20 protein-coding genes are annotated in these 23122 nt (G+C 46.0%); 7 read left to right on the top strand and 13 right to left on the bottom strand.

The annotated features are described in order from the left end of the window. Positions 1 to 9: 9 nt before the first annotated feature. The 4 genes from ACRRS0_RS04370 to ACRRS0_RS04355 form a co-directional block, all read right to left on the bottom strand. Positions 10 to 657: an HAD family hydrolase gene (locus ACRRS0_RS04370; RefSeq protein ID WP_432454439.1), complete on the bottom strand. Its 648-nt coding sequence runs from the start codon at positions 655 to 657 to the stop codon at positions 10 to 12. A 114-nt stretch (positions 658 to 771) separates the two neighbouring features. Then, positions 772 to 2160 carry a YjiH family protein gene (locus tag ACRRS0_RS04365; RefSeq protein ID WP_432454440.1) on the bottom strand — a complete coding sequence of 463 codons (1389 nt, stop codon included), beginning with the start codon at positions 2158 to 2160 and terminating at the stop codon, positions 772 to 774. Between the two features lie 350 nt (positions 2161 to 2510). Beyond that, positions 2511 to 2897 carry a hypothetical protein gene (locus ACRRS0_RS04360; protein ID WP_432454441.1) on the bottom strand — a complete coding sequence of 129 codons (387 nt, stop codon included), beginning with the start codon at positions 2895 to 2897 and terminating at the stop codon, positions 2511 to 2513. Continuing rightward, a complete protein-coding gene (locus ACRRS0_RS04355) occupies positions 2894 to 3631 on the bottom strand; it encodes a type 1 glutamine amidotransferase (protein WP_432454442.1) in 738 nt (245 codons plus the stop codon). Before ACRRS0_RS04355 ends, ACRRS0_RS04360 begins: the two co-directional genes overlap by 4 nt. Before the next feature lie 395 nt (positions 3632 to 4026). On the opposite strand from ACRRS0_RS04355, the gene ACRRS0_RS04350 reads away from it, so the two are divergent. Continuing rightward, on the top strand, positions 4027 to 4407 hold the full coding sequence (locus ACRRS0_RS04350; RefSeq protein ID WP_432454443.1) for a PilZ domain-containing protein: 381 nt from the start codon (positions 4027 to 4029) through the stop codon (positions 4405 to 4407). On the opposite strand, the gene radA is transcribed toward ACRRS0_RS04350, so the two are convergent. Continuing rightward, complete coding sequence (gene radA / locus ACRRS0_RS04345) at positions 4404 to 5768, bottom strand: DNA repair protein RadA (protein WP_432454444.1); 1365 nt, start codon at positions 5766 to 5768, stop codon at positions 4404 to 4406. The two genes, ACRRS0_RS04350 and radA, sit on opposite strands and share 4 nt — an antisense overlap. Positions 5769 to 5914: 146 nt before the next feature. Here radA and ACRRS0_RS04340 point away from each other — a divergent pair, with 146 nt between their 5' ends. Then, positions 5915 to 8290, top strand: a complete 2376-nt coding sequence (locus tag ACRRS0_RS04340) for a PilZ domain-containing protein (RefSeq protein ID WP_432454445.1) — start codon at positions 5915 to 5917, stop codon at positions 8288 to 8290. 145 nt (positions 8291 to 8435) lie between these two features. Here ACRRS0_RS04340 and serB read toward each other — a convergent pair whose 3' ends face one another. Continuing rightward, positions 8436 to 9434: a phosphoserine phosphatase SerB gene (gene serB / locus ACRRS0_RS04335; RefSeq protein WP_432454446.1), complete on the bottom strand. Its 999-nt coding sequence runs from the start codon at positions 9432 to 9434 to the stop codon at positions 8436 to 8438. Here serB and ACRRS0_RS04330 point away from each other — a divergent pair. Continuing rightward, on the top strand, positions 9429 to 10214 hold the full coding sequence (locus ACRRS0_RS04330) for a YtjB family periplasmic protein (protein WP_432454447.1): 786 nt from the start codon (positions 9429 to 9431) through the stop codon (positions 10212 to 10214). The two genes, serB and ACRRS0_RS04330, sit on opposite strands and share 6 nt — an antisense overlap. Positions 10215 to 10430: 216 nt before the next feature. On the opposite strand, the gene deoD is transcribed toward ACRRS0_RS04330, so the two are convergent. The 5 genes from deoD to ACRRS0_RS04305 form a co-directional block, all read right to left on the bottom strand. Next, positions 10431 to 11135 (bottom strand): purine-nucleoside phosphorylase, encoded by a 705-nt coding sequence (gene deoD, locus ACRRS0_RS04325; protein WP_432454449.1) that lies wholly within the window; start codon positions 11133 to 11135, stop codon positions 10431 to 10433. A gap of 65 nt (positions 11136 to 11200) precedes the next feature. After that, positions 11201 to 12421: a phosphopentomutase gene (locus ACRRS0_RS04320; protein WP_432454450.1), complete on the bottom strand. Its 1221-nt coding sequence runs from the start codon at positions 12419 to 12421 to the stop codon at positions 11201 to 11203. 9 nt (positions 12422 to 12430) lie between these two features. Continuing rightward, positions 12431 to 13771, bottom strand: coding sequence for a thymidine phosphorylase (deoA, locus tag ACRRS0_RS04315; RefSeq protein ID WP_432454451.1), 1341 nt, complete (start codon positions 13769 to 13771; stop codon positions 12431 to 12433). Positions 13772 to 13796: 25 nt separating this feature from the next. Next, complete coding sequence (gene deoC, locus ACRRS0_RS04310; protein ID WP_432454452.1) at positions 13797 to 14573, bottom strand: deoxyribose-phosphate aldolase; 777 nt, start codon at positions 14571 to 14573, stop codon at positions 13797 to 13799. Positions 14574 to 14652: 79 nt separating this feature from the next. Beyond that, positions 14653 to 15891 carry a NupC/NupG family nucleoside CNT transporter gene (locus ACRRS0_RS04305; protein WP_432454453.1) on the bottom strand — a complete coding sequence of 413 codons (1239 nt, stop codon included), beginning with the start codon at positions 15889 to 15891 and terminating at the stop codon, positions 14653 to 14655. Positions 15892 to 16500: 609 nt separating this feature from the next. Between ACRRS0_RS04305 and ACRRS0_RS04300 the strand changes: the two genes are divergently transcribed. After that, positions 16501 to 17931 carry a hypothetical protein gene (locus ACRRS0_RS04300; protein WP_432454454.1) on the top strand — a complete coding sequence of 477 codons (1431 nt, stop codon included), beginning with the start codon at positions 16501 to 16503 and terminating at the stop codon, positions 17929 to 17931. A gap of 84 nt (positions 17932 to 18015) precedes the next feature. Here the strand turns inward: ACRRS0_RS04300 and ACRRS0_RS04295 are convergent, their stop codons facing one another. Together ACRRS0_RS04295 and ACRRS0_RS04290 are read right to left on the bottom strand one after the other, a co-directional pair. Further along, positions 18016 to 18810: a TatD family hydrolase gene (locus tag ACRRS0_RS04295; protein WP_432454455.1), complete on the bottom strand. Its 795-nt coding sequence runs from the start codon at positions 18808 to 18810 to the stop codon at positions 18016 to 18018. A gap of 2 nt (positions 18811 to 18812) precedes the next feature. Continuing rightward, positions 18813 to 18956 (bottom strand): DUF5363 family protein, encoded by a 144-nt coding sequence (locus ACRRS0_RS04290; RefSeq protein ID WP_432454456.1) that lies wholly within the window; start codon positions 18954 to 18956, stop codon positions 18813 to 18815. 419 nt (positions 18957 to 19375) lie between these two features. On the opposite strand from ACRRS0_RS04290, the gene ACRRS0_RS04285 reads away from it, so the two are divergent. The 3 genes from ACRRS0_RS04285 to ACRRS0_RS04275 all read left to right on the top strand — a co-directional run bounded on the left by ACRRS0_RS04285 (position 19376) and on the right by ACRRS0_RS04275 (position 23122). Next, the gene (locus tag ACRRS0_RS04285; RefSeq protein ID WP_432454457.1) at positions 19376 to 20371 is read left to right on the top strand and encodes a BMP family lipoprotein; all 996 of its coding nucleotides are present in this window, start codon (positions 19376 to 19378) and stop codon (positions 20369 to 20371) included. A gap of 67 nt (positions 20372 to 20438) precedes the next feature. Further along, positions 20439 to 22004: an ABC transporter ATP-binding protein gene (locus ACRRS0_RS04280; RefSeq protein ID WP_432454458.1), complete on the top strand. Its 1566-nt coding sequence runs from the start codon at positions 20439 to 20441 to the stop codon at positions 22002 to 22004. Continuing rightward, positions 22001 to 23122, top strand: a complete 1122-nt coding sequence (locus ACRRS0_RS04275; protein ID WP_432454459.1) for an ABC transporter permease — start codon at positions 22001 to 22003, stop codon at positions 23120 to 23122. Before ACRRS0_RS04280 ends, ACRRS0_RS04275 begins: the two co-directional genes overlap by 4 nt.

Raw genomic sequence — 23122 nt, 5'->3', positions numbered from 1 at the left:
TAACGGCGATTAAGCCAGCTCGGCTAGGACCTCGCTAAGGGACAAGCGGATCTCATGATTCAATAGCTTAAGCTGCTCGCTAGGGGGGATCAGATCGGGAACTTGATACACTTGCATCCCGGCAGCCACCGCTGCACGCACGCCATTATCTGAGTCTTCAAAGGCCAGACAATGCTGTGGATCTACCGCCAAACCCTGCGCAGCCTTAAGGAAAATCTCCGGATGAGGTTTACTATATGTGACTTCACAACCGGTTGAGATATGATCGAAAAACTGACGGATCCCCGCATGCTCCAATTTCTTTTCTGCCGTATCTCGGGCCGATGAAGTGGCCAGCGCTACCGGAATCGATTCAGATTTAAACCATTGCAACAAAGCCAGCGCCCCAGTTTTTAAGGGAACTGCTTGATGCATCACAATTGCATGATACTTAGCTATCCAACACGCCCGTAACTGGTCATAAGGGAGGTCTTGGCCGTAGCCTGCACATAAGATTTTTTTAATCTGTTGCGCATTAGTCCCAATAATTTGTAAGTAAACGGACTCTTTAAATTCGATACTCAACTCGGCGCAAGCAGCTGCGAAGGTATCGTACGACACCCGCTCACTGTCGAGTAATAAGCCATCCATATCAAATACAGCGGCGCGATAAGCCATAGTTTTTTCCACTTTGATTACTCGCTAATTGATGAGGGTAAATATTGATTGGAGCAATACCATAGCAGCGATACTTAACAATCTACAGTATTAAGTATCGCCAAAATGTCAGTTCTAAAAGAATAGATGCGCCATCAACGCAATCAACGGCAAGGTGACTAGGGTACGAATTAAAAATATCGCAAACAACTGCCACAATTTCACCGGCAACTGGCTCCCCATAATTAAGGCACCCACTTCCGATAAGTAAATCAACTGCGTCACCGACACTGCGGCAATCACAAAACGGGTGATATCGGCTTCGATAGATGCGGCAAGAATCGAAGGAATAAACATATCGGCAAAGCCTACCACCAAGGTTTCTGAGGCCCGTGCGGCTTCTGGCAATTGCAACAACTCTAATAAAGGAATAAACGGCTTGCCTAAGTAAGCAAAAATAGGGGTGGTATCTGCAATCACTAAGGCGACGGTTCCCACAGCCATAATTACCGGTAATACCCCAAGAACCATGTCTAATACGTTGTGCAGCCCTTCTTTAAGCAATTGTTTTGGATGACTGGCTCGGCCCGCTTGATGCCGCGCTAAGCTATATGCCCAAGCAACGCTGCTATAGCCTTCGGGAAGCACTTCACTATTTTTCTGGCGCTGACTGCCATCGATGAACTTATCACTAAAGCCCGACAGGGGTGGCAAGCGCGGTACAATGACCGCAGCTGCAACACCAGCGACACACACGGTTAAGTAAAAGGGCGCAAACATGTGCTCCAAATTAACCTGCGCTAATACCACCAGACTAAAGGTAATCGACACCGCCGAAAAGGTTGTCGCTATCACGACTCCTTCACGCTGAGTATAGTGTTTGTCTTCATATTGTTTGTTGGTCAACAAGATCCCGACACTGCCATCACCTAACCAAGATGCCATACAATCTACGGCGCTGCGGCCCGGCAGCCCAAATACCGGACGCATCACCTTGCTCAGTAAAGTGCCCACAAACTCTAGCAAGCCAAAGTTCAACAAGAGTGGTAATAACAAGCCTGCGAAAATAAATACACTGAGTAGTGTGGGTAGTAAGTCTCCTAAAATGAGTCCACCAGTATCACCCGACCAAATCGCCTCGGGGCCTATCTTGAAGGCACACAGCAATACTAATACCCAGCCCAGCATACGGATCCCATACCAAGCCTTTGAGACCTTAAACAGAGACGTTAATAAGGCATTTTTACCCAACCAACGCGGCTTGGTAAGCAAGGTATAAGTCGACATGATGGCACTAATCGTAATAAAACCCACGACCAGCCATAAGGCGCTATCGCCCAGGCCTGCTACCAAGCTTTTTGCCAAGATAGCCACCGGAATCGTGTAAGAACCGTTATAAGGCAGCGGTAGCATGAACAAAAAGATCCCCAGCAAAGACGGTAAGATAAACTTCCAAGCTGGGATTTGAGTTGAGGGGATGGTTTGATCGGAATCAGGCACGCTGAGCGCCTCCACGTCACGCATATAAAATCACTCTATTAAGCTAAATGTGTTGTTATATTCACAGGAGATGAATATATATTTTCGCGGGAGAATACCTGCAAAACACTAGCCATTCAAGATTTTTAAGCTGCTTTTTTGACTTAAAGTAAAATCATAAACTAGATATTGAACCAGACACCTCTTACTAAAACCAATTCCTCTAAAGTGGTTTTTGGCTTATATATCAAACCAATGCCATCGCAAGCAATGCTGCACACAAATCAATGATGTGGTTTTAGATAAGGCTGCAAAACTGTAGCCCCAAAACGACACAAGGCGAGCTTGAGGCATCGAGGTAGCTGCGCGCCTTAATCGATGGGATATCATGCGTACTAGAGGAAATCTTCACCACGAAAATTATGTTCAGCCAAGCGTGCTTGTCCAAGGTAGTGAGTGATAATCAATTGCCGAGAACTCGAATTGCTTTGAAAACGCAGCTTTGGACTGTCCTGCCACAGGCTATCTTCAGCACGTCGCCACAAAATTTCATCGGCTTGTAATTGGCAATAATAGCTTTGAGTTTGGCCATGTTTGCTTAGTCGCAATTGCCATAAGGGAGCTTGACTGCGATAAATACTGACTTGTTTTGGAGCCACCGAGGCCATGCTTGCGATGCCTGCTTGGCATACTTGCTCTGGCCGAAAGCCGGTTAAGTTGGGTTTTGCAGCCAAGAAAAACCAGCCGAAAATACAGAGCACTAGAATTTTGACTATTTTCATGCGAGCACGACTCGTTGAATAAAACTGGCTAATAGCGCATTACTCTCTGGCGTTTCCTGAACTCGGCTCAATACTTGCTGCAAATGCTGCTCCCCCTGCGTGTACTGATGTTTAAATTGGCTTAACCGCTCAACCAAGATACTGCGATTCACTTCAGGATGAAACTGAGTTGCCCAAAACGGCGCCAGTTTGTGCTTAAAGGCATGCAAACATTGTTCACTATAAGCCAATACTTGACAACAGTCCGGTAAACAAAGTGCACTATCTCGATGGACCGATACCGCCAAAAACGGATCTGGAAGTTCTTTAAACAGCGGGTCTTTGGCTGCGGCTCGGTGAAGATGAAGCGCCAAGGTTCCCATTTCAAAACCTTGCGACTGGTGATGAATTTCTCCTCCTAAAGCTAATACCGATAACTGAAAGCCAAAACAAGAACAAAAAGTCGGAAGCTGTCGCTCAATACAGGCGAGTAATAAACCTTGAATGGCGGATACAAAAGGATAACGCTGCGGTTGCAGCACGCTGGCTTCACTAGAGCCGCCCACTAATACCGCATCCACATCAAGTAATACTCGTTCGTCAAAATGAGCTTGCTCAAAGACATTCAGCACGCGAAATTGCGCCGCTGGTACGCCACAAAAATGGCTAAAACTAGCGAGTTCTTCGATACGTGTATTCAAATCATCGCGAATTTGAATCAACAAAATCGTTAATTGCTCTGCTGATCGATTCATCTATCACTCTAGTTATACGAACATGAGGGATCACTGTGTCTTCCCAAACCCATACGGCGTCTATTTAATCATAGTGCTTCCCCCTCATTTAAGCGACGCGGCCAAATCATGAACCTAAGGCTTGTTGAGCATTGATGAATAATTTTAGCGCCATGTCTCGCTTCTTTATACGAAGGAAGAAACGCTAACATGCAATGATGAAAATGCCCCCCTAATCACAAGCTAGAAAACAGCGACAAATACTTTGGTCTAGAAGCGGGCTAAAGCAACATCCTCTACATCAACAAATACTCACCGCATTTCAGCAGCAGATGATTTTTATCTTGATTGCTGCAAATTAGACTTATTTAAGCTAGTCTTAGGGGCAAGTTAAAGGCCATATTAGGAAGCGCTTTATGCATGAACGTCGCCAATTTTTGCGAGTATTATTTGACCGCCCAGCCTCTCTCAACCACGGAGAGCAATTTTGGTCATGTAAACTATTAGACTTATCTCTGCGTGGAGCTCTGGTTACGCTCCCCCAAGACTGGGATGAACAATTAAGTCAACTCACGCTTAGCTTTAACTTAACTGACATGGCCGTTGAAGAACTGACCATTACCATGGATGTAGAAGTAAAACATCTACGAGACAAACAGCTAGGCTTACGCTGTCTTCATCTTGACTTAGAAAGCGCCAGTCACCTTAAACGCCTGATTGAACTCAATTTAGGTGATGATGAACTGCTACACCGAGAGTTAGAACACTTAGTTGCACAACCGATAGAAGCGGATTAAACCGCTTCTAAAGCTTCAACCAGCTTAGCAACCGCTATCACCTCAAGTCCCTTAATGGCTACTTTGGGTCGATTTGCCAAAGGGATTATAGCGCGTTTAAAACCATGCTTAGCCGCTTCATTTAGCCGTTCTTGACCATTGCTCACCGGTCGAATTTCACCCGATAAGCCCACCTCACCAAAAACCACTAAATCACGAGGCAAGATTTGATTACGAAAACTCGAGACCATTGCCACCAACAGGGCTAAATCGGCACCAGTTTCGGCAACTCTCACGCCACCAACAATATTGGTAAATACATCCTGATCCGACATCTGAACCCCCGCATGGCGATGCATCACGGCCAGTAACATCGCTAAACGGTTTTGCTCAAAACCCACTGCAACCCGTCGCGGATTAGCCATTTGGCTATAGTCAACCAAGGCTTGGATCTCCACCAACAGCGGACGAGTCCCCTCCCATACCACCATCACCACCGAGCCAGGTGCGGGCTCTTGACCTCGCGATAAAAAAATTGCCGAAGGGTTGGAAACTTCCCGCATCCCCTGCTCGGTCATCGCAAACACCCCTAACTCATTAATCGCTCCAAAACGGTTTTTGTGGCCGCGCAAGGTACGAAAACGCCCATCGGCATCACCTTCTAACATAATCGAGCAATCGATGCAGTGCTCCAACACTTTAGGCCCTGCCAAAGAACCATCTTTGGTCACGTGTCCTACCATAAACATCGCTATATGGTGTTGTTTGGCAAAACGAGTCAACCAAGCGGCACTCTCTCGAACTTGACTAACGCCTCCGGGAGCCGACTGAATATCTGCCATATGCATCACCTGGATCGAATCAATAACCATCATTTTAGGTTTAACTTGTAAGGCGATTTGACCAATTTGCTCAACACTGGTTTCGGCTAACAATTGCAGTTTGTCTTTCGGTAAGCCCAAACGTTGGGCTCGCAAAGCGATTTGTTGAAGCGACTCTTCACCAGTGACATACAAGGTAGTCATATGCTGAGCCAAGCCACACATGGTCTGCAGTAACAAAGTACTCTTCCCGGCTCCTGGACTGCCTCCAATCAAAGTGGCACTTCCCGGCACAACGCCACCGCCAAGAACCCTATCAAACTCAACAAATCCAGTCGAAAAACGTGGTAATTCAGCTAAATCAATACTGTCTAAGGTTTGAACCTTACCGACACTGGTCCCTCCTGCGTATCCGCTAAAGCGGTCATTACGCGCAGGCGCAGCACTTAAACGGACTTCACTAATGGTATTCCAGGCTTTACATTCACCGCATTGACCTTGCCAGCGCGGGAAGTCAGCACCACAGTCGTTACATACATAGGCCGTTTTCACTTTTGCCATTTCGCCCCCTAACCACAACTCAGTGCAAAAATATCATTAAAAAACCTTGCCTTAATCCGATCTGAAGGCACAATCTTTGCTAAGTGTAAAGACTCAGCCAAAGATTTGACAGTAAAACCAATCAGTAAGGAAAAATACCCAGACCAATGCCACATACTAAGGGCTATGCATTAATCGAACGTTTATTACCACTCATGGGCAGCAAAGATTTTAACCAAGTGTTTAATCGCGCGACTCAGGAGCTGTCAAACAATGAACGCTTCTTACTAAAAATGGAAATGCAACGCTTGTCGGCTCCTTGCCAACGATTGGTCGATTTACGAGATAAAGTAGACGGGGAATGCGGCGAATTTACTTACCAAGGTAAAACCCATTACCTAGATGAAGTCGCAATTAAAGTATTTAAACAACAACTCCAGCTTTATCAAAATCAATACACCTTAGGTATTTTTGAAAAACTGCAAAGCACCGAAAATAACTTTAAGGTGATGCAGCAAAAAAACATCAGCCCTCAGCAAGCAGCGGCTCGTAAACCTAAAATGGTGGAGGCCAGAGCAATACGTTTAGGCCACTACATTGGCCGCAGTGAAGAGCGAATGCACCTCACAGCTCCCATTAAAATGGCGACCTTAAACGGCGAACAATTTGATGCTCGAAGCTCCAATATGTCGGTCTCGGGCTTACGGGTTCAGGTTGACCCTAAGCGAGCCTATACTCTAGGCGAACACTATTTAGTTTACTTCACCGGTTTGGAAAAAGAGTTTGCCAATCGGGTTCTCAGCGCGGGAACTGAATATCGAATCGTAGGAATTGACCAGAAGGATCAGAAAAAGTGGTTACGAATGACCGTGATCGATCCCAGCGAAGAGTTTAACCACTTTTTTAGTACTTTCTTGCGCTCATACCGGGGGCGCTACCGAGTTGATGTGGATAATATCACCGCGGCGGTCATCACCAAAGGCTACGAACAATATTTGATGCCGCGACTCAGCAGTGTCCCGCTATATTTTACCGGTCAAACGCCACCGCAACTAACTTATGTTTTAGCCACGCCGAACAATTTAGAACTGTTGTCTTACTGGCGAGATGAAACCAATACCAGCCATTTATCCCAGCTATTTCATCATCCGCGAATGATGCGTTATCAGGCAATAAATCAAGGTGAAAGCCTGATTTATTGCTTTACCCATACCACCAATAACAAGTTGTTCTTTTATTCTGCCAGCAGTGAAGAACTCGCAGAACACCCGGAAATTCGCGCGCTCTACTTCGCCTTTGGCTGCCGTAAGCCAAGCTGGAAAGTGTTTAGATTTCAGTGGCAAAAAGCCCAAGCGAGCGATGCGCAAGTGAGTACTCCCTTGCCTAGAAAAGATTCTGCTATTGAACAAGAGCGGGTTGCCAATGCCCTTGAAAATTTGAGTGTGGTCGGCTTATTAAGTGATATCACCGGGGCAGATAATGGCAGCGATTATCAGCAGAACTACCCCTTAAACGATAACCCCAATAAACTGGCTTTATTCAACCAAACAAAACAATCAATTACCGCTTTTGAGCAAATTAGCTACAAGTATATGCAGCTGCGTAAAGAAAATCGCTACCAATACCGCTCTCTGGTCGAGGTTGAACACCGAGGCCTTATAGAAAGTGGATGGGTGGTCGATTTCTCGCTCGGCGGAATGAAAATCCAAGTTGAAACACCTCTGGATTTCAATCCTGACGATCACTTGAACTTGGCTCTCCCTCAATTTCAAAAACTAGTGAAAAGTTTTAATTTAACCCAGCTCAACTACCAGGTGGTTAACTGTAATACCAGCCATACCATCTACAACTTAAAAGCGGTGGATACAAAAGGGAAAGTACATCAAGGTCGAGGTTTCTTTAAACAATTAATCGATCATAACTTAGATAAACTACCACTGGTGCCAGAAGGAAGAAATATTTCGGGATTATCAGATGCGCTGCGACAACTTGTTTGTGCGCCGCTCTTTTGCCGAGCCTTATACATTAATAAGATCCCTGGCAATCTGGAAGTGGGCTGCGTTGCCTATGGCACGATCCCTCAGGCTAGCGATCTGCTACTCAATATTGATAAACACAAGCAAACTGCGGATTTAAGCCAATTTCTAGCCCATGAGAACCTTGGCTCACTTATTTCTTCACGCTTAAAAGACCATCGACCGAGTGATCCACCCGAACGCTTCGAGCTGATCGTCGTGCTCTCAAAAGATGGCAAAAAACTACTCAGCCAGCGACTCAGTAGTGGCTTTAAGTCAAGCCAACAACAACGAGAATTTATTCAGCTGAGTCTAGACCGCGGTCAGGTCCATGCCTTCTCCTTATTGTTATCACGTGTGGGCCGCCCAGATACCGAGTATATACAACGTGAACTAGACTACATTAGCAATTACGCCATCCATCGAGCCAAACAATTAGAAGATGAGTTATGGAGTGTTGCAGGTCTGATTGAGTTAACAGATATCAGTGCTGAAATAATGCAGCGCTTTCGCTTGAGTCGCGATTAACACGCCCCTATAGCGGAGCGTAATCGACGCGATACTTCATATAAAAAACGACGATAAAAATCGATGTTATGGGCCCGATAGCACTCAGTTCTATCGGGCAGGCATCAATCTCGCCGCAAGGATGCAGAGATATACAGGTTATCGTCTAAGCAATCAGCATTTTAGCGGCTTGTAGGATACATACCACCCCATCTAAATCGCTGTGTTTGACCGACAATTGCGCCTGCTCTTGTACCAAAGGCTTGGCATGAATCGCGACCCCAAAATCGGCAACTGCTAACATTTTCAAATCATTCGCCCCATCGCCTATCGCCATGGTTTGCTTAGCGCCATATTGCTGTTTTAGCTGGGCTAATACATCTGCTTTCACCTGCGCATCAACCACTCCACCAATCACTTCACCAGTGAGTCGTTGTTGTTCTATCGCGAGTACGTTGGCTTTCACATAGTCAAAACCTAAGTCACGTTGCAGCCGCTCAGCAAAGAAGGTGAATCCTCCCGAGGCGATGGCTACCTTCCAGCCCGCTTGCTGAACCGTTTTAATCAAGCACTCTAGACCCGGCATCAAGGGCATTTGGTCAGCCACCTGCTGTAAAATGCTTTGCGGCGCATCTTTGAGTAAGCCAACTCGACTACGCAAACTCTGCTCAAAATCTAACTCACCACGCATCGCGGCTGCAGTCACTGCACTCACCTGCTCTCCTACGCCAGCCAAGGCGGCAATCTCATCGATACATTCGATTTGAATCGTGGTGGAATCCATATCCATCAACACTAAACCGGGTTCACTTAAGTCTGGTAAACGATTTAAGACCACCACATCAAAAGCAAAGTCTTGTGCCTCTAGCTGTGTTCTACACCATTGCGCGTCGGCATCGCTACGTAACAAAACACAAATATTTCCTGCGGCAGGCATCACTCCGCAGAGCTGCAATGCTTGCTGCGACATGAAGCTTTGACTTAAGCTAATAAAATCACTAATCAGTAACTCTTTCGCCCAAGCCAAGATGTAACTACCAGTGAGACCTTGGTTAGTTTCCTGCAGGCCCAACTCGGGGCAAACTTGGTAGGGAAACTGTTTTAAAGAAAGAGACCACTGAGTTAAGGACTGCGGTAAGCGGTCTAGGCTATGAGGTGATTGCAAACTGATTCCTTGTTAATTACAAATGCGGCGCATCAAGATAGCGTATTGCTTTTTAGTTTGGCAAGCACCTACAATAGCTTTGACGATAAAAAAGAGGTTCGCGTGGCCAAATCAGCAGTAAAACGCTATCGATTCATTCAATTTTTCCAATTTGTTATTGCCATTGGGTGCTGCATTTGGGTTCTTTACGGCTATTTAGACTTAAAGCATAGCGGTGAGCAATTAATTGAAAATCAAACTGAAAAACTAGCGCGCTCACTCACTTCGCTAGCAGCCTTGAACGCAGCGGCTTTTATCGGAGAAGATAATCAAGCCGAACTCACATACTTGGTGAATGCCTTAGTCAAAGAACATTTTGTTAAAGACGCTACCATTTATGACCATCAAGGGCTCCGCTTAGCCCAATCACAGCAAGCACTGCCTTTAAGCAAGCTTCTCCCCTTAGCCGGAAGTAGCCATACACCCTTAGAGGGCCTCGGCAGACGCCCCTACATTGCTGAAATTAGAGGCCCGCAGGGAGAAACTTTAGGTTATTTACGGATTACGCTAGAGCACACAACTCTATTAGCCGAAGCCAATACTTATGTGAGTGATGGTCAAGCACGAATGATGCTAATGTTTTTAATGTCGATATCCATCGGTTTTTTTCTTACTCGAGTACTCTCAAGAAAACGTCGTTTCGCGATGTTGCTACGGATTAATAACCGAGCACAACGCAAAAACAGTAAACAAGCGAAGCAACTATTGGCAAGCATCGCCGCCAGAAGCAGCAACAAGTAAAACTTAGGCTAATCATATATCAATGGAGAGTGCTTTGAAGCGGCTCGGCGAGCTTTGTGCTCCCGATAAAGTCGCTGTCCAAAAGCCGTCATTAAGGCGGTGTTCCTGTCCTTCAATCATCATCGATTGAGAATAAATTGAGAGTGCTTTGAGGACGTTCGATGGAAGTTGATTTTCCACCGTTATATCACCGCCAAAGCCTCTCTCAAAACCAACTTAAAGTAACGATTCTAAGGTAAGAATAATCATCTCATTGAAGGTTGTTTGGCGCTCTTCGGCTGTGGTTTGCTCGCCGGTACGAATATGATCAGAAATGGTCACCACACATAACGCCGCCTTACCACATTCTGCAGCAACACCGTATAAACCGGCCGCTTCCATTTCCACCGCATAAACATTGTGTTTTTCTAAAACATCAAACATATCAGGCTCTGGGCTGTAGAATAGGTCGGCAGAGAAAATATTACCCACTTTCGCATCAATGCCATGAGTCTTTGCACTATCCACCGCTGCGCGTAGTAAGTCATAATTAGCGATTGCCGCAAAGTCATGTCCTTTAAAACGGCTTCGGTTAACCTTGGAGTCAGTACACGCGCCCATGGCAATCACCACATCACGCAATTTAATTTGCTCGCTAACCGCGCCAGCACTTCCCACACGAATAATGTTTTCTACACCATATTGGGTATACAGTTCATGGGCATAAATAGAACAACTGGGGATCCCCATGCCCGAGCCCATGACAGAGACTCGTTTGCCCTTGTAAGTCCCAGTAAATCCGAGCATGTTACGCACACCTGTCACTTCAACAACATCTTGTAGATAAGTTTCCGCAATATATTTCGCACGCAATGGATCGCCGGGCATCAGTACCGTTTCAGCAAAATCACCAGGCTTAGCATTGATATGAGGGGTTGCCATATATTCTCCTAATAAAAGTTATGTCGACAGCAGCAAGATAAAGCCGTATTAGCTGCTAAAAATACTTATTCTTGTAAAAAACTACGTCCATATTGTAAGGCTGGTAAACCCATATAGTCGGCGATGGTTTGGCCTATATCAGCAAAGCTATCACGCTTCCCGACATTCTTAGCGGTCAAATTATTCCCAAAGAAAATAACCGGAATGTGTTCACGCGTATGATCGGTACCTGGCCATGTTGGATCACAACCATGGTCTGCGGTAAGTACCACGATGTCTTCATCACCAAGCTGTGCCAGCAGTTCAGGTAAACGCTGATCAAAATATTCTAAGGCTGCGGCATAACCTGCCACATCACGACGATGTCCATAAGAAGAATCAAAATCAACAAAATTGGTAAAAATTATGCTGTGATCCACTTGCCGAGCCATCTCGCTCAAAGTTAAGTCGAATAGCGCTTCAAGCCCTGTCGCCTTCACCTTACGGGTAATCCCCTGCTGAGCATAAATATCGGCAATTTTCCCAATACTAACCACTTCGCCACCCGCTTCAGCCATCTTATCTAATAAGGTAGGGGCCGGTGGTAAGACTGATAAATCACGGCGATTACCAGTACGAGCAAACTCAGCCGCATTAGCCCCAATAAAAGGACGAGCGATGACTCGACCAATGTTATAAGGGTCCACCAGCTCTCGAGCCAACTCGCATAACTTTAATAGACGCTCTAAACCAAAGGTTTCTTCATGCGCCGCTATTTGAAACACGCTATCCGCCGAAGTATAAAAAATCGGCTTACCGCTTGCCATGTGCTCTTCCCCTAAGCGCGTGAGGACCTCAGTACCAGAAGCATGGCAATTCCCTAAATAACCTGGCAGTTCAGCCCGTTCAACTAACTCATCCAGCAAACTTTGCGGAAAACTATTCTCTGTCTCGCTAAAATAGCCCCAGTCAAATAGTACCGGTACCCCAGCGATTTCCCAGTGCCCACTCGGGGTATCTTTGCCGCTAGACATCTCTGCGGCATAACCATAACAAGCCTCAAAATTAACCTTAGGATCTAAACCTGGTGGGTAAACACCGCCGCTGTCGGCACAAGCCTGGCCCAAACCAAGCCGATTCAAATTAGGCAATGTTAACGGCCCACTGCGGCCAATATCAGCCTTGCCTGCGGCACATTGCTCGGCAATATGTAGCATGGTATTGGCGCCTTGATCTCCAAATTTGTCAGCATCTGCACTGGCACCAATGCCAAATGAGTCCAACATTAAGATAATTGCACGTTTCATAAGATCTCCTTATTGCGGACCAATACGTTGATAAACCGGATGTTCCGCGACAACCGTTGTCGATACAGTCACGGACGACTCTATCGTGATAGCTTGCTGTAACAGCCTCGCTGCTGCTTCCCAAGAGGACTCGTCTTGCGCATGCAAGTAGAGTAAGCTTTGCCCTTGAATGATCTGAGCACCTAACTCGACTAAATCACTAATCCCAACACTATGATCGATGGCTGCACCAGCGACCGTTCTACCGCCACCTAAACTAACAACAACCATGCCTAATGCGCGGCAATCGATTTGTGTCACAATACCATCGCGTTCAGCAACAAGTGGTTTGATAAGCTTAGCCTTCGGTAAATATTGCTCACTACGTTGCACAAAATCATGCGGCCCACCAAGCGCTGCCACCATCATCGAGAAACGTTCTAAGGCAGCTCCCGACGAGAGACTTACCGCAAGTTTTTGTTCCGCTTGTTGCTGGCTACTGGCTAAGCCACTCGCTAACAACATCTCTACGGCTAAAGCCGTCGTCACTTGATGTAGACGCTGTGCCGAGCGGTCGCCTTTCAGGTAGCGTAAGGCTTCGGCCACCTCTAGCGCATTACCGGCACTGGGCGCTAAAGGCTGGTTCATATCCGTCAGCAAGGCGCAGCATTTCACCTCAGCGGCATTGGCAACCTGTACAATACTTTCGGCTAAACACTGAGATTGGGCGTAATCAGGCATGAATGCGCCACTCCCCACCTTCACATCCATGACCAAAGCATCGAGACCAGAGGCCAACTTTTTACTAAGAATAGATGCAGTAATCAACGGAATAGATTCAACGGTGGCAGTCACATCGCGGATCGCATACAAACGTTTATCGGCAGGAGCTAATTCTCCGGTTTGACCAATAATCGCAACCCCAACCTGTTTGACGATCTGTTCAAACTGCTGAGTCGTCGGGCTAATGGAGTAACCGGGGATAGCTTCAAGTTTATCCAGAGTACCGCCGGTATGACCTAAACCGCGGCCTGAGATCATCGGTACATGACCCCCACAAGCTGCAACCATTGGTCCTAAAATCAAGGAAGTTAAATCGCCAACCCCACCCGTTGAATGTTTATCGACCACAGGCCCAGGCAAGTCGAGATGCTGCCAACTGAGTACTTGACCAGAGTCACGCATTGCGCAGGTTAATGCAGTGGCTTCTTCAGGTTTCATCCCCTGAAAATACACCGCCATCGCAAAAGCCCCAACTTGGCTATCGCTGAGTTGACCACGACTGAGCCCATTCACCATAAATTGGATTTCTGCCAACGAGAGCGTTTTTCCATCTCGTTTACGTCGAATAATTTCTTGAGGTAGCAACATTAGCTTTCCTTAACCATCTTAGGGCTTAATAACCAGCGCCAGCTTCAGCCTTTGAGTCACCTAAAATCGTGGCTTGTAAAGCAGCTAATAAACTAGACGCGCCAAACCGAAAATGCGCTTGACTCAACCACTCATCCCCTAAGATCTGACGAGCAAGGTCAAGATAAATCTTGGCTTGTTCAGCACTTTTCACCCCACCAGCCGCTTTAAAACCACAGTTAGGATTAAATTTAGCGATGGCATTCAGCATCACTTTCGCAGCTTCTGGAGTGGCGTTCACTGCTACCTTGCCAGTTGAGGTTTTGATAAAATCGGCCCCAGCTTTTATCGCCAGCTCACTGGCTTTGGCAATCAAATCAGCTGACTTAAGTTCTCCACTTTCGATAATCACTTTCAGTTTCACCGCGCTGCCACAGGCTGCCTTACATTGAGCAACTAAGTCTGTTCCCACCTGTTGGTTCCCCGCCATTAAAGCTCGCCATGGAAAGACCACATCCACCTCATCGGCACCGTAAGCAACTGCGGCCTTAGTTTCAGCGACCGCTAAAGCGACATCATCTTCCCCCAGAGGGAAGTTAGTCACCGTCGCAATTTTTACTTCGCTGGCACCTTGTTCCGCTAATATGCGACGAGCAAAAGGAATAAATCGAGGGTAAATACATACCGCAGCAACTTGCCCTTGAGCTGAACTGGCTTGAGCACACAAAGCTGCGACACTCGCACGAGTGTCATCATCATTTAGCGTCGTAAGATCCATCAAAGATAGCGCTTGCTGCGCCACCACGGTGAGAGACTGAGACATAACTATTCCTCAAAGTTAATAAAAAGTAGACCAGCGATATAGCTTAGCTTCTCGGCGCAAGGCCAAAAAACGACAGTCGCTATAACAAACTGGTAAAAAATCCTGCCAGTGCCGCACTCATCAAATTAGCTAGTGACGCAGCAGCAACGGCTTTAAGTCCCAAACGCGCAATGTCACTGCGACGCGTCGGAGCCATACTCCCCAAACCACCGAGTAAAATTGCGATAGAAGACAGGTTAGCAAACCCACACAAAGCAAAAGTCACCACAATTTGAGTGTGTTCCGATAACGTAGCTCGTACATTCACAAAATCGACGTAAGCGACAAATTCATTCACAATAACTTTCTGACCAATAAAACTACCCGCTTGAACTGCTTCAGCCCAAGGCACCCCTATAATCCAAGCAAGTGGCGCAAAAATGTAACCGAGAATTAATTGAACCGTTAAATGCTCTAAGCCAAACCAGGCTCCGACCCCACCAACCATATGATTCATTAAAGCAATTAAACCAATAAAGGCCAACAACATCGCCCCCACATTTAATGCGAGTTGCATACCATTTGAAGCACCAACGGCGGCCGCATCAATTACATTTGCCGGGCGCTCAACTTCATTAAGAGCGGCATCCATATCTTGCTCTGATGGCTTGGTTTCTGGCTTGATCATCTTCGCCATCAACAAGCCGCCGGGAGCCGCCATAAATGATGCCGCTATCAAATATTTAAGCTCGACACCGAGTCCAGCATAACCCGCTAAAACAGAACCTGCGACCGAAGCAAGCCCACCCACCATGATGGCAAATAACTCCGATTCACTCATTTTGGGAATGAAGGGCTTCACTACAATCGGCGCTTCGGTTTGACCCACAAAAATATTCGCGGTAGCCGACATCGACTCCGGCCGGCTCGTTCCAAGTATTTTTTGCAAGCCGCCACCAATCAAAAAAATCACTTTTTGCATAATACCGAGATGGTATAAAACTGCGATTAAAGACGAGAAAAATACGATGATTGGCAGTACCCGAAAAGCAAATACAAAACCGACACCATTGGCAAACATGGCGTCAGTGGCTAAACCACCGAATAGGAAATCAATTCCCGCCTGGGCACTATTAATCACCGATTGAACGCCGTTAGAGACAGTGGCAAGAACCTCCTGCCCAAAGGGAAGATAAAGCACAAAAGCGCCAAATCCAGCTTGAATCACAAACGCGCCGAATACCGTGCGTTTATTAATTCGGGATCTATTATCGGAAAGCAACAATGCTATTCCTAGTAGCGCGAATACGCCAACCAAGCTCATTACCGTACTATTCATTCGTGTCTCTCGATTAAGTTGTCTTTTAATACAATCAGCACCGTTTCATTTTTCTCAAGCGAAACAAATATCAACGAAGCATCATAACGTTTGCAGTTACATCGAGTCCCCAGCAAGGCCGTTTGCGAGCCGATATAATAACGGCGGCAATGATACCGTGGCCCTAGGCCTTAAATGAGGGACAGATCAAACCCTATAGACATATACGGCCTAACAGCCGATTAAATAACCAAATGTGTTGATAATAAAACCTGACTTGCCTAAGATGGCATAACCATGACAATCAGATTAAAAATCCAACAAAATATAACTGAGATTAAATTTTTAATAAGTAAATAAACGCGCACCAGCAAATCGCCTGCTGAATTCTGCCAATGGCAATCATTCTTGCTCGCAAACCACTCAAGCGAGCTAGAGACGTTCTATTTAAAGAAGCCTTAGTGATTCACTAAGCAGAGTCGAAATTCGACGATTAAATGACTAGCGACTACAGGCTGATGAGTGTAGGACCTAAATCAACGGCAATTCGTGACTCAAGTCACGCTATTGTGGTCAATGAGAACAAAATGTGAGAGTTGTAACTGAATATGTTGATAATGAGAGTGTATTGTGAATGAGGCTCAGGCGGCAGCAAAGCTGCAAAATGCCTCCGCACATAGTTTTAGACACCAGTTTAACTGCTGCAAAAACTGCCGCTGCCCAAATTTTGGCCTGACCGAAAGTTCTGACTATCTAGCTGAAAGTCAACATTTGGGTTATCCAGCCTTGCACTGCAAAGCCTGTGGCAGTTATCCGCCATTGGTCGACAGCCACAGTGTCAATTTAATTGTTGAGGAAAAAGCCAAACAGCAGCTAACGAAATCCCCCTGTGGCTGCAGCCACTGCGAACCCGGTTTTTTCCTCGGTACGACTGTTGGGGTGAAACGCTACGGTAAGACGGGAGCCAATAGCCAGCGTTATCAATGCCGCAAGTGCCAAAACGTGTTTACCCAAGTGAACATCAAGGGGCTTGAGCCTTTATCAAGGTTATTCAGCCTGCTAAATCGAGGCCACAACCCACAACAAATAATGCAACAGCTAGAGATTGCTCCGAAGATCTATTACCAGCTATTGCAACGCCTATATCAATGTTTACGCTTTTATAGTCGGCAACAGGAGCAAAGGGTGCTGCATAGAAGCTTCTGCGCACTACATACCGAAAGCCAGATCCATGAGTTTTCTGAACAGAAACGTATCTGGACACTATGCTCAACTGAAGTCACTTCCGGTTATGTGTTACTGCACACCCATAACCAAAGCCAACTGCAGTTAAACGATAGCGCTCACTATCAACAAAAAACCTCTACTCTGTTACCCCCATTATCGGATAGCCCGATCGTTGAGGCGCTAAAACGACGTTACCAACTCACCCTGAATCGCTATCACTTTGAAGATCTACATTACGGTAGCACCGCTGCCTTGCGTGGCAGCCAGCTATTGCAGCCAGCACTTACGGCTTACGCTCACTTTCAATTACTAAGCGCCTTTACCAGCCAAAACCAAAATTTCCATCACTACATCGAGCACGAAAGTAGTATCCGTGGCGCAGCCCTTATGTCGTGTGTTGAAGAGATAAAACAGCAACGAGCCGATATTTATTACGTCTATCGCCACCCCCGCAGTGAAACTGATATGGGATCGGCGGGTAACAAGGTTGGTTGGTGGAACGATCGCTGGTATCCCGCCGATTTCGGAGCTTTTTGCTCAATCACCAGTGCTCAACAAAATCCGACAAAGGTCGCCTTAGCCCAACCCTTAGCTTGCCAAAACTTTTTCCAACACCTGCAGTTAAATATGCCTAAACAACTGAAAAGTTTTAGTTCCGTTGATGCCTTATTTGAAATAAACCGAGCTTTATTTAACTATCTACTCCCAGATAAAGAGGGTCTTACCCCCGCGATGCGTTTGGGCTGTTGCGAGCAACAAATGACTGCAAGTGAACTCGTCAGCGCCGCAGTGGCGGCGGTAAACTCTGAACATATCGACAAATTTAAGCGCTGATGGCGATAAACTCGAAACCAAGGTCTATGGAAGTGACGCCGTTCCTACAAATTGCAACAGTACAATGGCGGTAGTCAAGACCGCTTATATCGACAAATTTAGGACCTGATGGCTATTTTCCCATAAGGCCTGTTGAAGCTGTTCCGCAGACTCATTGCGTAACTCTAACAAACAGTTAAAAATCGTTGGTAAATTGAGTGGACTATTATACGCCTCCTGCATCTGGTACAAAGGCATATCTGGCGCGTCGGTTTCCAATACCAAAGCCTGTAATGGTAGGCGTCGCAGTGCCTTGCGCGTTTTTTCAGAGCGAGGCCAAGTAATTCCTCCGCCAATACCGAGCTTAAAACCTAAATCAACAAAACGACTGGCTTGAGTATAGCTACCACTAAAGCCATGAATAATCCCACCTTGATTAAACTGTTCCAGCTTCAATAATTGCGCAACCCGATCATGTAAACGTACCGAATGAATGAGTAACGGCAATTGCTGATGTTGTGCAGCGGCAATTTGCCGCACCAAAGCAAACTCTTGGTGAGCAAGAGTTTCTGGGAAGCGACCATCTAAGCCACATTCGCCCCAAGCAATGATTTGCTGACGATGAGTTTCGACTAACTGTTCAAGCTGTAATAAATCGGCTAAGAGTAATTCAGGCTGACCTTGTAAAGCTTGTGGATCGAAAAAGCAGGGATGATAGCCCAGCGCAACATGCAACATTGGATGGGAAGATAGATGTAACACCCGTAGCCAATTATCCGGCCCCACAGCTGGCACCAGACACTGAGCAATATTCTGCTGCTTAAACTTCATTAAGTGACTGGCAAGATCCGCATCAAAGGGAGGAAAGTCAAGATGACAGTGCGTATCAAACCAAGCCATAGTTAATCGTCCTCTGACTTGAGATGTTCCCGTGGAATACAGCTTCGGCAAGGCTTATCTAAACCAGTTTCAGCTAACCAACGATCATAACGCACTAAGCACTTTCGAAAAAATCTGACGATCTGGTTCAAAATATCCTTCCTCATTTTAGCTGTAAACTGGATTTTATCTGCATATTACCCACATAACTAGGTAATATCTCTTAATCAACCCAATGATCTAGTGAAATACTGAAGCAGCAATATTGAATTCATTTATCCTTCGCCCTACTCTATAGTTCGATCACTGCATATTTATCAGTGGTAGAAAGGCCTAACATAAGATAATTTCATGATGCAATGATAGTTATTCATCGGACAACTGTAACGCAGCGCAAGTCCGTTGATACTTACAGATGATACTGGTTATGTTTCGGCCTAAACGATAGTCCGTAGCTAACCAAGGAAATGTAAGGCAGGCTATGCGCTTAGTCACAATTGCAGCTCAGAAAATATAACAGGTCAAGCTAGGCTAGTCAGATTGCTGTAAATAATACAAACACTTCTAAAAAAACAGGGAGTTAACCGTGAAAAAATTCGCAACCAAGCTTACAGCTGCCGCTTTCGCTGTAGCATCTTTTAGCGCTTTAGCCGCTAAACCAGCAGTAGTTTACGATACCGCAGGTAAATTTGATAAGTCGTTCAACGAAGCCGTATATCGCAACGGTGTCGAAGTATTTAAAAAAGACAAAGGCGTAGATGTTCGCGAATTTGAACCGCAAAACGAAGCACAACGTGAACAGGGTTTACGTCGCTTAGCCAGTCGCGGTTTTGGACCGATTGTCGCTGTCGGATTTAACTTTGCATCTTCAGTCGAAAAAGTCGCCTCTGAGTTTCCAGATACGCAATTTACCATTATCGATATGGTCGTTGATAAACCGAATGTGCAATCTATCGTATTTAAAGAACAGGAAGGGTCATTCTTAGTCGGAGCGCTTGCGGCAAAAGCCTCAAAAACCAACACCGTTGGTTTTATTGGTGGAATGGACATCCCATTAATCCGTAAATTCGCCTGTGGTTATAAACAAGGCGCGCTTTACGCCAATCCTGATATTAAAGTATTAGAAAATATGACAGGCTCAACACCTGCAGCCTTTGCCGATCCTGCAAAGGGCTCAGAACTGGCTAAATCTCAGTTCTCTAAAGGAGCTGATGTAATCTACGCTGCCGCAGGCGGTACTGGTTTAGGGGTTTACCAAGCAGCAAAAGACGCTGGTAAATTTGCGATTGGTGTTGATTCAAACCAAAACCACCTTCAACCGGGTACTATGCTGACTTCTATGGTTAAGAAAGTCGGTGTCGCAGCCTACGGAACTTGGGAAGACGGCATCAACAATTCTTGGAAACCAGGGATTAAAGCCTTAGGTTTAAAAGAAAATTCTATCGATTGGGCGCTAGATGAAAACAATGCAGCCTTAATTAGCGATGAAATGAAAGCATACGTAGATGGTCTTAAAGCTGACATTATCGCTGGTAAGATCAGCGTTCATGACTACATGTCTGATAATACCTGTAACTTCTAAACGTCGATAAAATACGCCAACCCACGGGGTTGGCGTATTTTTATTCGCTAGATATTGGAAATCTAAAGTGACACAAGCAGCTGATTTTGCCATTGAACTGGAACAAATCGACAAGCGTTTTGGTAGCGTTCACGCGAATCGAAACATCGATTTAGCAGTCCCTAAAGGCACTATTCACGGCATTATTGGTGAAAATGGTGCCGGTAAATCCACTCTGATGAGTATCATTTACGGCTTCTATCATGCCGACTCAGGCTCAATGCGAGTCAACGGTCGTCCCTACGAGCCGCATAATTCTCAAGAAGCCATTCAAGCCGGCATTGGTATGGTTCATCAACATTTTATGTTGGTCGACACCTTTACCGTCTTAGAGAATATTGTATTAGGTGCCGAAAGCGGCTGGAATTTAGAAACAAGCCTTAGTAAAGCCCGTAAAAAATTGCAACAACTTGCGACTGATTATGGCCTAGATGTCCCTTTAGATGCCCTCGTGGGAGATCTAGCGGTTGGACTACAACAGCGGGTTGAAATTCTTAAAGCACTTTACCGTGGGGCAAAAATCTTAATCTTAGATGAGCCTACTGGTGTATTAACCCCTCAAGAAGCAAACCACCTGTTTGATATCTTAGCGAAACTACGCGAACAGGGCACCACGGTAATGATTATCACCCACAAGCTGCGTGAAGTATTAGCCATTACCGATAACGTTTCGGTGATGCGACAAGGTGCAATGGTTGCACATGTGGTGACTGCCGAAACCGACCAAGAGAATCTCGCTGAACTAATGGTTGGCAGAAAAGTGTTATTACAAGTAGAGCGCGGCGAAGCAAAACCGGAAGCAGCCTTAATCGAAGTGAATCAACTCAGTTATGTTGATCCTGCAGGCGTAAAACGAGTGAAAGAAGTCTCTTTCCAAGTGCGCGCAGGAGAAATTGTGGGGATCGCGGGTGTATCAGGCAACGGTCAGTCAGAGATCCTCGGCTTGCTTAGCGGGATCTTAAAACCGAGTAGCGGTAGCGTTCGCCTTAATCAACACCAATTGAGCGCCGAACAATCCAAAGACCCACGAGAAGTGAGAGCCATGGGCGTTGGTCACATTCCAGAAGACCGCCATAAACAGGGCTTAATCAATAAGTTTTCAGCGAAGGAAGCTTATATTCTCGGCTACCATCATTTAGCAGAATACAACAAAGGGCTGTTACAAGATAAAGCCGCTATTGATAAGGCTTGTCTGGACAGCATGCAGAAATGGGATGTTCGACCCGATGATAGCAATTTAAAAACCGCTAACTTTTCTGGGGGCAATCAGCAAAAATTAGTGATTGCCCGCGAAATGGAACAAAATCCAGATATTCTCTTGGTAGGGCAACCAACCCGTGGCGTCGATATTGGTGCCATTGAGTACATTCATCAACAGATTATCCACTCCCGCGATGCCGGTAAGGCGGTACTATTGGTCTCGGTGGAACTCGACGAAATCATGAATTTGGCAGACCGTATATTAGTGGTCTTCGACGGCGCCATCGTTGGCGAAGTCAGTGCTGAACAGGCCGATGAAAAAACTTTAGGATTAATGATGGCCAACATTGTGCCTGAACATATTAAAAACTCAGCACAAGGAGGCGCACAATGAGTCAATCACCGGTACCGGCTTGGGTTAGTGTAGCCTTACTGCCTGCGATCAACGTTTTTGCCGCGTTTCTCGTGTCTGCCCTGTTGTTTATGTACATCGATATATCACCGGTAGATGCCATCAAAGTCATGTGGACTGGCGCCTTTGGTTATGCCGAAGGTTTTGGTTATACCTTATACTACACGACTGGTTTTATCTTCACGGGTTTAGCCGTAGCGGTGGCCTTCCACGCTGGACTATTTAATATTGGTGGCGAAGGTCAAGCCTACATCGGTGGTCTTGGCGTCGGTTTAGTCTGCCTAACCGTCGGTGAGTATTTACCTTGGTATCTAGTCTTTCCCCTTGCCATTATAGTTGGCGGTTTATTCGGTGCGGCGTGGGCCTTTATTCCTGCGTATTTACAGGCGAAACGCGGGTCACACATCGTAATTACCACCATCATGTTCAATTTTATCGCCGCTTCCCTAATGGCCTACTTACTGGTCGACGTTTTAAAACCAGACAGTACCATGGCCACCGAAAGTCGCGTTTTTGCAGTCTCATCTTGGCTACCGAAAGTGCACGAAATGCTGGCTTGGTTTGGTATTCAACTAGCACCGAGTCCACTCAATTTAAGCTTCGTATTTGCGTTAGCCTGCTGTGTATTTGTTTGGCTATTTATTTGGAACACTCGCTGGGGCTATGAGATCAGATCGGTGGGCGCGAATCCCAACGCCGCTGGATATGCTGGTATCAACTATCTAAAAATCGTAGTTTTAACCATGTTAATTTCCGGTATGTTATCGGGCTTCTTCGGTCTGAATGTTCTGCAAGGAGAACTGCACCAAATCAAGCTTAACTTTGTAGAAGGTTTTGGTTTTACCGGAATTGCGGTGGCCCTGATGGGACGAAACCACCCACTCGGAGTGCTACTCGCCAGCTTACTATTTGGTTTTCTTTATCAAGGCGGTGCTGAACTCAGCTTTGAATATGGGGTAGACCGTAATATTGTGGTGGTACTGCAAGGGCTGGTGATCCTTTTCTCTGGAGCCTTAGAGCACATGTTTAAGCCCTCGCTGGAGCGCGGCTATCTTAAGCTATTTGGCAAAAAACCAAACCATTCAGAAGGAGCTGCTTAA

The sequence above is a fragment of the Agarivorans sp. QJM3NY_29 genome (assembly GCF_050870835.2).
Classification (GTDB): Bacteria; Pseudomonadota; Gammaproteobacteria; order Enterobacterales; family Celerinatantimonadaceae; genus Agarivorans.
This window is presented reverse-complemented; position numbering and strand designations above follow the sequence as displayed.